Genomic DNA, 14,349 nt, shown 5'->3' with positions numbered 1-14,349 from the left:
ACAGTGAAGGGGACAAGCAAGGCGGGATTTGGTTTCCGGCGATTGCGTCACGCGGTTGCGTGCAGGCGCGCCAGCCCTTGTGCAATCAAGGCTGGCGGCGGATCAGAAAAATCCGAGCGAGGGAGGAACCAGGGGCAGCCAGGCCAGGCTCGGCGCGGCGGGCCGGCTGTGCGGCACAACTTTCAGCGACGAAAGTTGGCGAACAGGGGTCGGCGATACCGCCATCCGGGCATCGACAGGGACGCAGAAACGGGTACGCTCCCTGCCCTGCCCCGGCAATGGGTCAGGCCGGATGATCGTGCAGCCGGTCGCGTGCGGCCAACGCAGGAAAGAACCGCATCCACAGCGCCACCACCAGCAGCGTGCCGACGCCGCCCAGGATCACCGCGCCCACCGGGCCCAGCAATGCCGCGGTGACGCCGGACTCGAACTCGCCCAACTGGTTCGAGGCGCCGATAAACACCGAATTGACCGCGCCCACGCGCCCGCGCATGTCGTCCGGGGTGTCGAGCTGGACCAGCGTGGAGCGCACCACCACGCTGATCATGTCCGACGCCCCCAGCACCACCAGGGCCACCATCGACAACGGCAGCCAGGTCGATACGCCGAACACCACGGTAGCCACCCCGAACAGCGCCACCGCGCCGAACATGATGCGCCCGGCGCGCCGGTTCAGCGGATGGCGCGCCAGCCACAGCGCCATTACCAGCGCGCCGACTGCCGGCGACGAACGCAGTAGCCCCAGGCCCCACGGCCCGGTGTGCAGGATGTCGCGCGCGTAGATCGGCAGCAGCGCCACGGCGCCGCCCAGCAGCACCGCGAACAGGTCCAGCGAAATCGCGCCCAGCAGCACCGGGCGGCTGCGGATATAGGCAAACCCGGCAAACACGGTGCGCACGCTGACCGGCGCGGTCAGGCGCTGCGCGGCCTGGCGCAGCGTGATGCCGCTGACCAGCACGGCGGCAATGGCGAAGAGCGTGGCACTCAGCCCATAGACCACGCCCGGCCCGGCCACGTAGGCAAAGCCACCAATTGCCGGGCCGATGATGATGGCGGCCTGCCCGGCGGAGCTGGCCAGCGCCACCGCGCGCGGCAGCTGGCGCGGCGTCACCACGCTGGGCAGCAGCGCCTGCAGCGTGGGGGTCTCGAACGCGCGCGTGGCGCCGATCAGCGCGACGAAGACAAAGATGTGATGGCTGTCGATCCAGCCGCTCAGGCTGGCCACGGCCATGCCGGCGGCCAGCAGCGCCTCGATCGCCTGGCAGGTGCGCACGATGCGGCGCCGGTCGAAGCGGTCGGCCACGTGCCCCGACATCAGGATCAGCACCACCGACGGCAGGAACTGCACCAGCCCGACCATGCCGAGCATCAGCGGGTCGCGGGTCAGGTCGTACATCTGCCAGCCGACCGCCACCGTAAAGATCTGGTAGCCAATCGTGGTGCACAGGCGCGCGAACCAGTAACGGCGGAAAACGGCGTCGCCGAAGACGCTGTCCGGCGCGGCGGCCTGGACGGTGGCTGGGGAAGACATGGATGCGGGAGGGAGGCGGAGATGGCTGCGCACCGCCCAGCGCCGCCGTGCCGTTGAGGACGCCACGACAGCCATTGCAGTGCACAAAGGCAAGATTCTAAAGCGCCTGCTGAATACCTGCATACAGATGCCCACACGCGCACACCTATCGAAAAAAATGTTAGTAGTTCACCTCTTTTAGGTGTCCGGACGTCTGCACATTGATGCACATAAACCACAATCCCGGGCGGCGGGTGCTGGCCGTTTCGCTTCTGAGAATCACTCGCATTTATAATCTCAGCCCATTGGCGCGGCCGCCCACGACATCCCTCCCCTTGGCTTGCGGAACGCGCTGCTTCTCAGGAATCCATCTTGCAGCCCGCTTTCCGCCTTTCCGGGGGTGCCATCGGCGCCGCCCTGCTGTTCGCCCAGCTTGCCGCCCTGCCGGCCCACGCCGCTGATCCCGCGCCTGCCGCCAACCCCGAAGCCACGCTGAACGCCGTCACCGTGGTCGGCAACTGGCTGGAGAACGCCAACGAGGCCAAGGTGCTGGAGCATCCCGGCGCGCGTACCATCGTCGACCGCGAGACCTTCCAGGAAGCCGGCGCCAACAACGTGCGCGAGGTGCTGCGTCGCATCCCCGGCGTGCAGGTGCAGGAGAACAACGGCACCGGCGGCAGCGATGTCTCGCTCAACGTGGGCGTGCGCGGGCTGACCTCGCGCCTGTCGCCGCGCTCGACCATCCTGATGGACGGCGTGCCGCTGGCAGTGGCGCCCTACGGCCAGCCGCAGCTGTCGATGGCGCCGTTGTCGCTGGGCAACCTGGAAACCATCGACGTGGTGCGCGGCGCCGGCTCGGTGCGCTACGGCCCGCAGAACGTGGGCGGCATCATCAACTTCGTGACGCGCCCGATACCGAAGACCTTCGTGGCCGATGCGTCGGTGTCGACCGACATTTACAGCCACGGCGGCAGCGTCAAGACCAACCCGACCGCATTCATCGGCGGCACCAACGATAACGGCCTGGGCGGCGCGCTGCTGTACTCGGGCATCCATGGCAACGGCTATCGCGAGAGCAACGACCACGTCAATATCGACGACCTGATGCTCAAGGGCGCGTACCGGATCTCGAAGACCGATGAACTGAGCGCGGCCTTCCACTACTACGAGGGCAGGGCCGGCATGCCCGGCGGCCTGACTTCGGCCCAGTATGCGGCCGACCCGTTCCAGTCGGTGCGGCCCTACGATAATTTCGACGGCCGCCGCAGCGACTTCAGCCTGAAGTACAGCCACAACGACAATAACCGCAAGTTCGAGGTGCTGACGTACTACACCGACAGCTTCCGCGGCAGCAACATCGAGCAGCAAGGCACCGGCACGCAGGCCAACCTGCGCCGCCTGGCCGCGGCCCCGCGCAATTACCACACGTTCGCGATCGAGCCGCGCTACTCGCAGCTGTTCCGCGGCGAGAGCATGAGCCACGAGGTCAGCGTCGGCTACCGCTTCCTGCGCGAAGCCAGCGACGAAAAGGCATCGCGCACGGTGTTCTACACCCCGGGCACCATCGATCCGACCACGCTGCGCTCGCCGGTGTACCAGTCGCGCACGGGCGGCACCACCGCCAATGCGGTCTATATCGACGACACCATCAACGTCGGCAGCTGGACCATCACGCCGGGCCTGCGCTATGAGTTCATCCGATCGTATGTGACCGACAACTTCACCGGCGCTCGCAACGACGTCTCGTCCAACGAGCCGCTGCCGTCGCTGGCGGTGATGTACCACGTCAGCGACCAGTGGAAGCTGTTCGCCAACGCCGGCGTTTCGTTCGGCCCGCTGCAGTACTTCCAGATCGCGCAGACCACCAACGGCCTGACGCCCGAGAAGGCCAAGACGTATGAGGTCGGCACGCACTTCAACGCCAACGGCTGGGGCGGCGAGCTGACGCTGTTCAATATCGATTTCGACGACGAGCTGCAACTGCGCGGCGGCACCGGCGGCGCGCCGGACGCGTGGACCAACCTCGGCGCCACCACCCACCGTGGCGTGGAATCGTCGCTGCGCTATGACTTCGGCGCGCTCGACAAGTCGCTGGCCGGCCTGTCGGCATACGCCACCTACACCTTCACCGAAGCCACCTACAACCAGGGCAACTTCGCCGGGCGCGACCTGCCGTTCTATTCGCGCCACGTGGCCACCGTAGGCATGCGCTATGCGCGCAACCGCTGGGCACTCAATGTCGATGGCTTCGCGCAGTCGAAACAGCGTTCGCCGGGCGATCCGAGCACGTCGACCAACTACCAGACGGCGGAAAGCGCAAACGGTGCGCTGGGCGATATCCCGGGTTATGCGCTGCTGAACATGCGGCTGGGCTATGACTTCGGCAAGTCGGCGCAGAATCTGAAGGTGGCGGTTGGGGTGAAGAACGTGTTCGACAAGCGCTATTTCACGCGCTCGACCGACAACAATGCGGGCAAGTATGTGGGGATGCCGCGGACGTTCTATATCCAGGCGTCACTGGCATATTGAGGCGAAATCAGGCTGAGGGGGTGCTCCCCTCAGGTAGCAAAACGGCTCGCAGTTGCGAGCCGTTTTTGCTTTTGCAGCTTTAGTACGCGATCAAACGATCTCGCGCGTCTCCATGAACTGCAGCTCCGGGAACCGCTCCTGTGTCAGGCGCAGGTTCACCATGCTCGGCGCCAGATAGACATGGTCGCCCGCGCCATCGAGCGCCACGTTATGCCCCGCCTTGGCGATCAGCTTCTCGATCTCCGCGGGCGTGCCCTTGAGCCAGCGCGCGGTCGCGCATTCATGCGATTCGAAAATGGCATCGACGCCGTACTCGTGCTCGAGCCGGTGCGCGACCACGTCGAACTGCAGGATACCGACCGCGCCCAGCACCAGGTCGTTAGAAGCAAGCGGGCGGAACATCTGTGTGGCGCCCTCCTCGGCCAGCTGCTGCAAACCCTTCTGCAGCTGCTTGACCTTGAGCGGGTTGTTCAGGCGCGCGCGGCGGAAGAACTCTGGCGCGAACGACGGGATGCCGGTGAACTTGAGCGGCTCGCCCTCGGTGAAGACATCGCCCAGGCGGATGGTGCCGTGGTTGGGCACGCCGATGATGTCGCCGGCGTAGGCTTCTTCCGTCGTGTTGCGGTCCTGCGCCATGAAGGTGATGGCGTTGTTGATCGCCACGGTCTTGCCGGCGGACACGTGCAGCAGCTTCATGCCGCGCTCGAAACGGCCCGAGCACACGCGCACGAAAGCGATGCGGTCGCGGTGGCGCGGATCCATATTGGCCTGGATCTTGAAGACGAAGCCGGTGAACTTGGGCTCCTGCGGCTCAACCACGCGCGAATCCGTGTTGCGCGCCAGCGGCGGCGGCGACAGCTCGCACAGCGCATCCAGCAGCGACTGCACGCCGAAGTTGTTGATGGCCGAACCAAAGTAGACCGGGGTCTGCTTGCCGTTGAGGAACGCGTCCTTGTCGAAGGTGTGCGAGGCACCGCGCACCAGCTCGATCTCGATGCGCAGCTCTTCGGCCTGGCTGCCCAGGATGCGGTCCAGCTCCGGGTTGTCCAGCCCGTCCAGGATCGCGGCCGTGCCCTTCTCGCCGTGCGGATCGAACAGCTGGACCTTGTCGTTGATCAGGTGGTACACGCCGCGGAAGGCCTTGCCCATGCCGATCGGCCAGGTCATCGGCGCGCACTGGATCTGCAGCACCTCCTCGATTTCGTCAAGCAGCTCGATCGGCGAACGGCCTTCGCGGTCGAGCTTGTTGATGAAGGTGAGGATGGGCGTGTCGCGCAGGCGGCAGACGTTGAGCAGCTTGATGGTCTGCGCTTCCACGCCGTTGACCGAGTCGATCACCATTACCGCGGAGTCCACCGCGGTCAGCGTGCGGTAGGTGTCTTCAGAGAAGTCCTCGTGGCCCGGGGTGTCGAGCAGGTTGACGATGTTCTCCTGGGCCTTGCCATCGGCGGTCTCCCGGCGGTAGGGGAACTGCATCACCGACGAGGTCACCGAGATGCCGCGCTGCTTTTCCAGCTCCATCCAGTCCGAGGTGGCGTGGCGGTCGGCCTTGCGCGCGCGCACTTCGCCCGCGACCTGGATGGCGCCGCCGAACCACAGCAGCTTTTCGGTCAGGGTGGTCTTGCCCGCATCGGGGTGGGAGATGATGGCAAAGGTGCGTCGACGCGCAATTTCAGAAACGAGCGAGCTCACGGCAGCGGAGTTTGACTGGGAAATATTGGATGGCCCGGCGGGCGGCCGGGCCAGGGCCGGCAGCGCCCGCAGGCGATGGCGGGGCCGGGCTCTGCGGGCACGCGAAGGGAATGGGGCGCTATTTTACCGGTTTTGGGCACCGCTCCGGGTTTGTGGCGCCCAGGTGCGGCAAGTTATTCCGCCAGCTTCTCTGCCGGCTTGCCGCGCAGGCTGCCGAACTGCAGCGCGTACTGACGCGTCAGTTCCGCGCCGAAAAAGAAGATCTGTGCCGAGTAATACACCCATAGCATCAGCGCCACCACCGAGCCCGCGGCCCCGTACGAGGAGGCCACGGCGCTGTTGCCCAGGTACAGGCCGATCAGCCGCTTGCCGATCGAGAACAGCAAGGCTGTGATGACCGCGCCCATGGTGACGTCGCGCCAGGCAATGCGCGCATTGGGCAGCATCTTGAAGATCACCGCGAACAGCGCCGTCACCACGGCAAAGGAAAAGGCGGTGGAAAGCACATCGGCCACCGGCGCGAACCACGATTGCGTCCACAACTGGCCCCACAGGCGCTCAACCACGGCCAGCGCCGCATTGACGATCAGAGACACCAGCAGCATGAAGGCCAGCACCAGCACCAGGCTGAATGACAGCAGGCGCGTGCGCAGCAATTGCTGCCAGCCCGCCGTCTCGGGCACCGGCACATGCCAGATGTCGTCCAGGCTGCTCTTGAGCTCGGCAAAGGCACTCGTGGCGCCCACGAGCAGGATGCCCGTCGCCACCAGCGCCGCCATGCCGCTGCCGCCAGCGCGGTGCGTAGCCGCCAGGATTTCCTGGATGGCCGTGGCGCCCTGCTCGCCCACCAGGCCTTCAAGCTGCGAGAAAATCTCGCCGCGTGCGGCCTCGGCGCCGAAGAACAGGCCGGCGATCGAGATCACCAGCACCAGGATGGGCGCCAGCGAGAACAGCATGTAGAAGGAGAGCGCCGCCCCTTTGCTGGCCGCCCGATGCGCGAACCAGGAGTTGATGGCGGCAGCGACCACGCGCAGGGTGCGTGCGCCGGTATGGCGGTCCGGCAGCCAGTGCGGGCGATGCCTGCGGTGATGTGGCGCCGCGCTGCCGGCGGAAGAGGACTGGTGTTCGGTATTGTCGGTCACGGCCAGGTGCTGGCGCGATGCGCCAGGCGGATCGCGTGTGCGTTGCGCATGCCTTCGCGGCGCGGTCTGTGCGGCGAAGGCCCGTGCGTTCATCATACTGCGCATTGCGCGCTGCCCCAAGCCGGCGCAGGGAGGCAACCTGCTACAGTAGGATCAGGCACACCTGCCGGCGCAACCCGTGCCTGCGCGCCGGCGCAAGGAGGCACCGTGACCTGCAACCTCCGCACGCGCCCTGCGGCCGTGCTACTGATCATCGGCATGCTGGGCTGCGCCGGCTGCGAACGCAGCCAGCCGGGCCCCAAGCCCATTTCCGGCGCGGCGGCCAGCGCCACCCCGGCCGCGCCCGCCACGCTCAATCCTCCCGACACACCAGCCGCGCCGGCATCGGGGCAACCACGCTGACGGCACCGCAGGACACTGACCGGGGCGTACCTGTTTCTGCGTGACCTATCGGCGGCCGGTGCAGGTGTTGCCGGGCCGCGTCAACTGCAACGCCGGTTTCAGGCGTGCAACGCGTTGCAAGAGCGCGCCTGCGGGCCTAGCGCAGCGCGTTATCCCGCACCCCGCGTACGCAACGGGCACCCGGCGCCGCACCAGCGCGGCCACCACGCGCGCCGCTGCGCGCATGGCGCGTTGCAGCGGCGAAACGGATTGGTCTGCCACCGCGCCCCAAGGCCTGCCCGCGCTCGTCCCTCATACCGCAAACCCGCGTGGCATAAGCCTTTGCGGCCCTTGGCACACTTGTCGCTCAGGCAAAACAGGGGCACATGGGCCCGTGCCCATGGAACCAGCCATTGCATGCAGGAGAAAACCCAGACATGCGTCATCCGCCATCACGCATGACGGCGCGCCGGCGCTCCTACCGGCTCGCGGGTCCGCCGCCGTCGGTGGTGGACCTGCTGTCGTCGCCACTGCTGCCCCATCCGCGGGCGCGTACGCCGCCCGCCACGCCGGCCGCGCAAGGCGCTGGCTGCGCAGCGACGGCCAGGCACGGAGTTGCCAGGGCTGCCTTCCGGCGCCACGCGGGCAAGCGGCGCGCGTGACCGCAGGCAGTATTGGCAACGCAGGATGTCGCGGCAGGCTGGCGCCGCGAACGGAATGATGGCGGGTACGCGAGCCAGCGTGCCCGCGCGGATTTGGTGCTCCGTCCCCCGGCGGGCACCGTTTTTTCCACAGGGAGGCACCCGCCATGACAGCCGGAATGCTTGCCGCCACGGTGCTGGCGGTGTTCTCAACCAGCGCCGCGGCGGCAAGCTATGCCTGGTTCGACCGCCCCGAAGCGGCCAGCGCCGACAGCCACGCGGCGGTCAGCAATGATGTTTACGTGCGCGGCTTTGGCTGGGCCTGGGGGGAACTGCAGCTTTCGCCGGACACGCCGTCCGGTGCCGCCACGTCAACGCCAGGGCGGCAAGCGCGCGACAAGCCGGAGCGCGGCGCGATCGTGCCGTGGCGCCAGCATGACGAGAACGGGCCGCCGCGCCAGCCGCGCGGCAAGCTCAGCATGAACCTTGCCGCCGAGCTGATGGATGCGGCCAGCGGCGAGTCCGGGGCCAGGCGGCCCCTGGCAGTGGTGCGCTGACGTGCCGACGGGCACGAGGAAAGGCGGAGCCGGCGGGCGGACGTCGCCTGTTCCCCTTTCCTGCGGCGCCTGGGATTGCGTCCGGCCTCCGGCAACCTGCGCCGGCTTGCCGCTTACTCGCCCGCAGTCGCCTGACTCTCCACGCGGATGTTGTGCTTGTGCATGAGCCGGTACAGCGTCACGCGCGAGACATTGAGTTCGCGCGCGGCCGGCACCACGTGAAAGCCGTGGCTCGCCATCACGGTGCGGATGGCCTCGCGCTCGGCTTCTTCGCGGATCGCGTCAAGGGTCTTGCGCGGCAGCTCCGCCCCGCCGTGCAGCTGCAGGTCTTCGGCGGTGATCTTGCGGTTGTCGGTCATCACGATGGCGCGGCGCACGCGGTTGATCAGTTCGCGCACGTTGCCCGGCCACGCGTACTGCATCATTGCCTGCGTTGCGCAGGCCGAGAACCCGCGAATGCGCCGGTGCGCCTCGTGCCCGTGTTCGGCCAGCACCGCGTTGGCCAGCTGCAGGATGTCCTCGCCGCGCTCGCGCAGCGCCGGGATGGTCAGCGTCAGCACGCATAGCCGGTGGAACAGGTCGGAACGGAAGCGCCCGTCGGCCTGTGCCGCCACCAGGTCCACGTGCGTGGCCGAGATGATGCGCAGGTTCAGCGGGATCGACTGGTGCCCGCCCAGGCGGGTGATCATGCCCTGCTGCAGGAAACGCAGCAGCGCCACCTGGCTTTCCAGCGGCAGGTCGCCGATCTCGTCGAGGAACAGCGTGCCGCCCTGCGCCTGCTCGATCCAGCCGATCTTGCGCTGGTTGGCGCCAGTGAACGCGCCCTTCTCATACCCGAACAGCTCGGACTGCACCAGGTGCGAGGGAATCGCACCGCAGTTGATGGCAATGAACGGTCCCTTGCGCCGGCTCGAGGCATCGTGGATCGCCTGCGCGGCGAGTTCCTTGCCGGTGCCGGACTCTCCGGAAATGAACACCGGTGCCTCGTTGTGCGCCACCTTGGCCAGCGAGCGGAACATCGCCCGCATCGCCGCGCACTCGCCGATCATGGTGCCGCGCGAGGCGGTCTCCTGCGGGCGCGTGCCGTGCAGCGACGCCATGCCCTGCGCATGCTTGAGCGTGTAGAGCAGTTCAGGCATCGAGAACGGCATGCGCACGTAGTCGACGCAGTAGTCGCGGATCAGCCGGCGCACGCGCTCCTGCGCCAGCATTTCATCGGAGGTGATGGCCACCCACGTAATGTGCAGGTACTGCAGTGCCTGTTCGAGTTGCGCGAACTCGGCATCGCTGTAGTCGGACTGCAGGTCGATCACGCCTGCCATGGGCGGGCAGGCCCGCACCACGCGTTCAAGGTCGCGAATCTGCTGGATCCGGCGGATTTCCCATCCCGTGGCTGTGCCAGACGGGTCAAAACCAAAATCTTCATGACGCGACACGACCACGATCTGTGCAGTGCGTGACGCCTTGCACAGTCGGTCCATCACGATCTCCCGGACGTTAGGCTTGTTCTTGGTTCGGGCACCCGTGTCCGCCGTCGCGGCCTGCAGCCGCGGCGGACGGTGGGGCTGAACTGGCTGCGGGCACGCACCCGCGCGCGACGTCGGTATCACGAGCTGGACAGACTGCGGAGTTGCTCATCGGGCGCGGCAAGATCGTCCGCACCCACCTGGAGCTGAGCGCGGATACGCCGCCGCACAGCCTCCTTTTCACGCATCAACTCCAGGCGCGGCGCCTGCTGCGACTGGCCGGAGTATTGGTAGTAGAGCGTCTTGTAGGTCTGTTGGCTCAGGATCCATTCCTGCAACAGCGTGCGCTGGCGTGTCAGTTCGCCTTCGAGCAGGCGATGGCGGCGCAGCAGGTTGGCCACGGCCGCGCGTGCGCTGTCGCTGAGTTCGCTGTCGTCGGCAAGCAGGGCGGCCACCTCGGCCGTCGCGCCATCTTGGACGGTCCGCTTGCTGGGTGCTTCGCCTGCGGCTTCCCCCACGGCAGCCCAGGCATGATGGATGGCTCGGATGGAGCGGTTATTAGTCTCCCTGACAGGCCCGATAGCGGGTCGCCGGATCTCTCCTGCGGTCATGATAATCCCCGTTGAACAACATCCCCCGGCACTACACGTCTGCGGTTACCACTTGTCAGTCTTTGAACTGGTTTTTTGTCTGCGTGGCGCGCGTGTTTCCCGCACGCTCCCGGATGGTGGCTATGCCGCCTTGTTAACGGTCTGGACCGAAATGTCCACCGACTGGCGAACGGCGCTCAAGCGCTCTCGGTTGGCTCCGGCATCCTGCCGCATGCACCGGAGTCAAGAAGGGGCGCCTTGCCGCGCCCCTCTTTGCCACGTCTATAGTTCAGTGCATTTGGGGCACTTTGTCCAGCCCCGAGTGGGTGACTTACAGCCAATCTCATACTTTGGTATGAGGCCGCGCGCACACTGGCCGCCGGCCCGCGACCGCCACATTCCCAGCGGCCGATGTCTGCATGCATGCTACGCAGAAACGGGTACGCTTTGACACCCCCGAACGGGTGATGGCAGCACCGTTGCGCGGGAATGGCAAGCCGTGCCGCATGCCGCGAGGGCGTGGCGGACTGTCACGCAGAAACAGGTACGCCCGGCCGGTGGACCCGCTCGCGCCGCACGCAGAAACGGGTACGGCTGGCGGGTGTCGGACGGCGCTACGGCGCCCGCCCGGCATCACGATGCCAATATCATGACAGCAGCGCACCATGGAAAAAGGGCGGCCCTGGCCGCCCTTCCTTCATCCCATGCCGGCTGGCGCGCTCAATGCCCTGGCAGGTAGTAGAACTTGAAGATGAACACCGCCGCGATGATCCACACCATCACGGGCACGCTGCGTGCGCGGCCGGTCAGCAGCTTGAGCGCCGCGTAGCTGATAAAGCCGAACGCAACGCCGTTGGCGACCGAGTACGTGAACGGCATGCCAAGCGCGGTCATCACCGCGGGCACGACTTCGGTGACGTCATTCCAGTCGATCTCCAGCAGCTCGCGCAACATCAGACAGGACACATACAGCAACGCCGGCGCGGTGGCATAGGCCGGCACCGTGCCGGCCAGCGGCGCGATGAACAACGCCGCGAGGAACAGCACGGCCACCGTCACCGCCGTCAGTCCGGTGCGCCCGCCCGCCTGCACGCCGGATGCGCTTTCAATATACGCCGTGGTGGAAGACGTACCGAGGAACGAGCCCGCCATGATCGCGGTGCTGTCGGACATCAGCGCCTTGTTCAGCCGGTCCATTTTCCCGGCCTTGAGCAGGCCCGCGCGGTTGGCAACGCCCATCAGCGTGCCGGTGGCGTCGAACAACTCCACCAGGAAGAACACCAGCACCACGTTGATGATGCCGATCGACAGCGCGGCGGATATATCTAGCTTGAACAGCGTCGGGCCGAGCGACGGCGGCGCGGAGAACACGCCGTGGAAGGTATTGCCGGCAAACGCAAAGCTCAGCAGCGTGGTGAGCAGGATGCCGATCAGGATCGCGCCCTTCACCCGCAGATGATCCAGTGCCACGATCACGAAGAAACCGATGATCGCCAGCACGGCCGAAGGCTGGTGCAGGTCGCCGATGGTCACCAGCGTGGCCGGGCTGGCGGTGACGATGCCGGCGTTCTTCAGGGCGACAATCGCCAGGAACAGGCCGATGCCCGCGGTGATCGCCACCCGGATCGAATGCGGAATGCCATTGACGATCATCTCGCGCACGCGGAACAGCGTGACCAGCAGGAACAGGCAGCCGGAGATAAAGACCGCGCCGAGTGCCGCCTCCCATGCAAAGCCCATGCCCTTCACCACCGTATAGGCAAAGTACGCGTTCAGGCCCATGCCCGGCGCCATCGCGATCGGGTAGTTCGCGTAGAAACCCATGATCAGCGTGCCGATCGCCGCGGCCAGGCAGGTGGCGACGAACACCGCGTCTTTCGGCATGCCCGCATCGCCCAGGATCGACGGGTTGACGAAGATGATGTACGCCATCGTCAGGAACGTGGTGACGCCGGCGAGGATCTCGGTGCGTACATCGGTCTGGTGTTCGCGCAGCCTGAACAGGCGCTCGATCAGCGAAGGCGCGGCCTGTGGCTTGCCGTGCGGCGGATTGGCGGTTGACGTGCCCGGCTTGGAAGCGGGTTCCGGCATCGACATGACTGGTCTCCTGATATCGTTATCGTGTGCGCGGCGACAACAACGGCGCGGCCGCAGGTGGCTGGCTTCGGCCTGAAGCATCCCGCGACGCCCCGCTGGGCGGCAAGCGTACTCTGGTGCAGGCCGGCCCGCTTCGCCATGGCACAGGCGAATAAGCGATATGCAAAAAGCGTGATGATCCCACAGCGCGAACCGCTGAATCCAGCGCCGCCACGGGGGTGCTCCGGGGCGTCCCCGGCTTGACGCTTGCGGCAATCCCCCGTATAAAGCCGCCTAGATTCAAGCGACGAGGCAACAGTTCATTCGTTAGCCACCGTCTGGTACTTCGGTTGTCCATGGTGTCCTTTCCTTGAGTTCCCCGTGTCGGATGACGTTTTCGTCATGCGATGTTTTTTGTCCTTTTTCTGGAAAGCAAATCATGCAAACCGGTATCGTCAAGTGGTTCAACGACGCCAAGGGCTTCGGCTTCATCAAGCCGGACGCGGGTGGTGACGACCTCTTCGCCCATTTCTCGGAAATCCGCGCCGACGGCTTCAAGTCGCTGCAGGAAAACCAGCGCGTGCAGTTCGAAGTCAAGAATGGCCCGAAGGGCCTGCAGGCCGCGAACATCACCCCGCTGTAAGCATTGACTGCCGGCGCGCCCCGCGCGCGCCGAACAGCGTAGAACCCCGCCCATGGCGGGGTTTTTTGTTTTCAGGCGCGGATAGCGCGATTGGCGGTGCTGGCTGCGCCACCTTCATCACATCCCGGCCCCCCGCCGCTCCCCGCCTGCCCCGGTCATGCAGACCGCCAGGCGCTCCGCTCCAGCCCCCCGCATGCCCATGCCGCCGCCAGCCGGCACGCCTGGCCTTGCGCGGCGCACTTTCCCGCTCACCATCCAGCCTTGCGCTCCACGCAGAATCGGGTACGCCCTGCTGCACCGCACGAGGTCAGGCACGGCCCGTGAGCCTCGCAGAAATGGGTACGGTCTGTCCTGGCAGGCCTGCTTGCGCTGGGCAGCGGGTACGCAGAAACAGGTACGCCCTGCGGCACTGGGGTCTTTCCAGGAGCCTTCTGGCACGCAGAAGCGGGTACGCCCAAAAATTTTTTTTCGAATTCGATTCGGCCGATGGCAGCGGTTCTCCGGCCCGCATTCCTCCTACATATCCACAAAGCCGGGCCAGGCCGACGACGCAGAAACGGGTACGGCTAATGTTGCAACGCAATAACCATCGGAAGCCCTGAGGCTGCCGGCACCCCACGCAGAAACAGGTACGCCCACGGGCACAGGCGCACCACTCGACGCCACGCAGAAACGGGTACGCCAACGACATGCAGGGCGGTTGGCTACCCGGCTGAGCTTTGGCATCCATGATCTGTCTGCGCAGAAACAGGTACGGCGCGTAGCGCCGCGAGTTTCCCGCGTATACGTTGAGTGTGAGTGCTAGCTTTTTCTGCAACTCTCATGTAGAATGGAAACTTGGTGATAGTTCCGTCAGAACAGCGCCATGGGTCTGCGCAGAAACGGGTACGCATGACCCGGAAGAGCCCGGCAGGAGATACGCAGAAACGGGTACGCTTCGCGGCGAACCAGGGTGCCAGGGTCGGCACGCAGAAATGGGTACGCCGCAGAAACAGGTACGCTGGGGCAGCACGGCAGCGGCCTTTCAGGCCAGCGCAGAAACGGGTACGGTTTCAGGTCTCGGAACGCAGAAACGGGTACGCCTGGCGTGCAAAGCGCCCGTCAGCAGCCCGGCAAGTGAAC

General features: G+C 66.2%; 11 protein-coding genes. 5 read left to right on the top strand and 6 right to left on the bottom strand.

All coding sequences use genetic code 11. The features are described 5' to 3' along the window. Window positions 1-283: 283 nt before the first annotated feature. A complete protein-coding gene (locus tag C265_RS21745; RefSeq protein ID WP_010811158.1) occupies window positions 284-1,531 on the bottom strand; it encodes an MFS transporter in 1,248 nt (415 codons plus the stop codon). A 351-nt stretch (window positions 1,532-1,882) separates the two neighbouring features. On the opposite strand from C265_RS21745, the gene C265_RS21740 reads away from it, so the two are divergent. Continuing rightward, window positions 1,883-4,039: a TonB-dependent siderophore receptor gene (locus tag C265_RS21740; RefSeq protein WP_010811157.1), complete on the top strand. Its 2,157-nt coding sequence runs from the start codon at window positions 1,883-1,885 to the stop codon at window positions 4,037-4,039. Window positions 4,040-4,129: 90 nt separating this feature from the next. On the opposite strand, the gene C265_RS21735 is transcribed toward C265_RS21740, so the two are convergent. Both C265_RS21735 and C265_RS21730 read right to left on the bottom strand, forming a co-directional pair. Next, entirely contained in the window at window positions 4,130-5,731 is a 1,602-nt protein-coding gene (locus tag C265_RS21735) for a peptide chain release factor 3 (protein WP_010811156.1), read from the bottom strand. Between the two features lie 173 nt (window positions 5,732-5,904). Then, window positions 5,905-6,978 carry a YihY/virulence factor BrkB family protein gene (locus C265_RS21730; RefSeq protein WP_011617967.1) on the bottom strand — a complete coding sequence of 358 codons (1,074 nt, stop codon included), beginning with the start codon at window positions 6,976-6,978 and terminating at the stop codon, window positions 5,905-5,907. A 102-nt stretch (window positions 6,979-7,080) separates the two neighbouring features. On the opposite strand from C265_RS21730, the gene C265_RS21725 reads away from it, so the two are divergent. The 3 genes from C265_RS21725 to C265_RS21715 all read left to right on the top strand — a co-directional run bounded on the left by C265_RS21725 (window position 7,081) and on the right by C265_RS21715 (window position 8,452). Beyond that, window positions 7,081-7,275, top strand: a complete 195-nt coding sequence (locus C265_RS21725; RefSeq protein ID WP_010811154.1) for a hypothetical protein — start codon at window positions 7,081-7,083, stop codon at window positions 7,273-7,275. A gap of 416 nt (window positions 7,276-7,691) precedes the next feature. Next, window positions 7,692-7,916, top strand: a complete 225-nt coding sequence (locus C265_RS21720) for a hypothetical protein (protein WP_231881471.1) — start codon at window positions 7,692-7,694, stop codon at window positions 7,914-7,916. Between the two features lie 146 nt (window positions 7,917-8,062). Next, complete coding sequence (locus C265_RS21715) at window positions 8,063-8,452, top strand: hypothetical protein (RefSeq protein ID WP_011617969.1); 390 nt, start codon at window positions 8,063-8,065, stop codon at window positions 8,450-8,452. A 113-nt stretch (window positions 8,453-8,565) separates the two neighbouring features. On the opposite strand, the gene C265_RS21710 is transcribed toward C265_RS21715, so the two are convergent. The 3 genes from C265_RS21710 to C265_RS21700 form a co-directional block, all read right to left on the bottom strand. Then, window positions 8,566-9,933 (bottom strand): sigma-54 dependent transcriptional regulator, encoded by a 1,368-nt coding sequence (locus C265_RS21710; protein ID WP_010811152.1) that lies wholly within the window; start codon window positions 9,931-9,933, stop codon window positions 8,566-8,568. 125 nt (window positions 9,934-10,058) lie between these two features. Next, the gene (locus tag C265_RS21705) at window positions 10,059-10,529 is read right to left on the bottom strand and encodes a hypothetical protein (protein WP_011617970.1); all 471 of its coding nucleotides are present in this window, start codon (window positions 10,527-10,529) and stop codon (window positions 10,059-10,061) included. Between the two features lie 699 nt (window positions 10,530-11,228). Then, window positions 11,229-12,605, bottom strand: a complete 1,377-nt coding sequence (locus C265_RS21700) for an NCS2 family permease (protein ID WP_010811150.1) — start codon at window positions 12,603-12,605, stop codon at window positions 11,229-11,231. A 418-nt stretch (window positions 12,606-13,023) separates the two neighbouring features. On the opposite strand from C265_RS21700, the gene C265_RS21695 reads away from it, so the two are divergent. After that, on the top strand, window positions 13,024-13,227 hold the full coding sequence (locus C265_RS21695) for a cold-shock protein (RefSeq protein WP_010811149.1): 204 nt from the start codon (window positions 13,024-13,026) through the stop codon (window positions 13,225-13,227). Window positions 13,228-14,349: the final 1,122 nt, after the last annotated feature.

It is taken from the genome of Cupriavidus sp. GA3-3, from assembly GCF_000389805.1.
Lineage (GTDB): Bacteria > Pseudomonadota > Gammaproteobacteria > Burkholderiales > Burkholderiaceae > Cupriavidus > Cupriavidus necator_D.
Note: the sequence above shows the minus strand (reverse complement) of the source record. Positions and strands in the feature narration are given on the sequence as shown.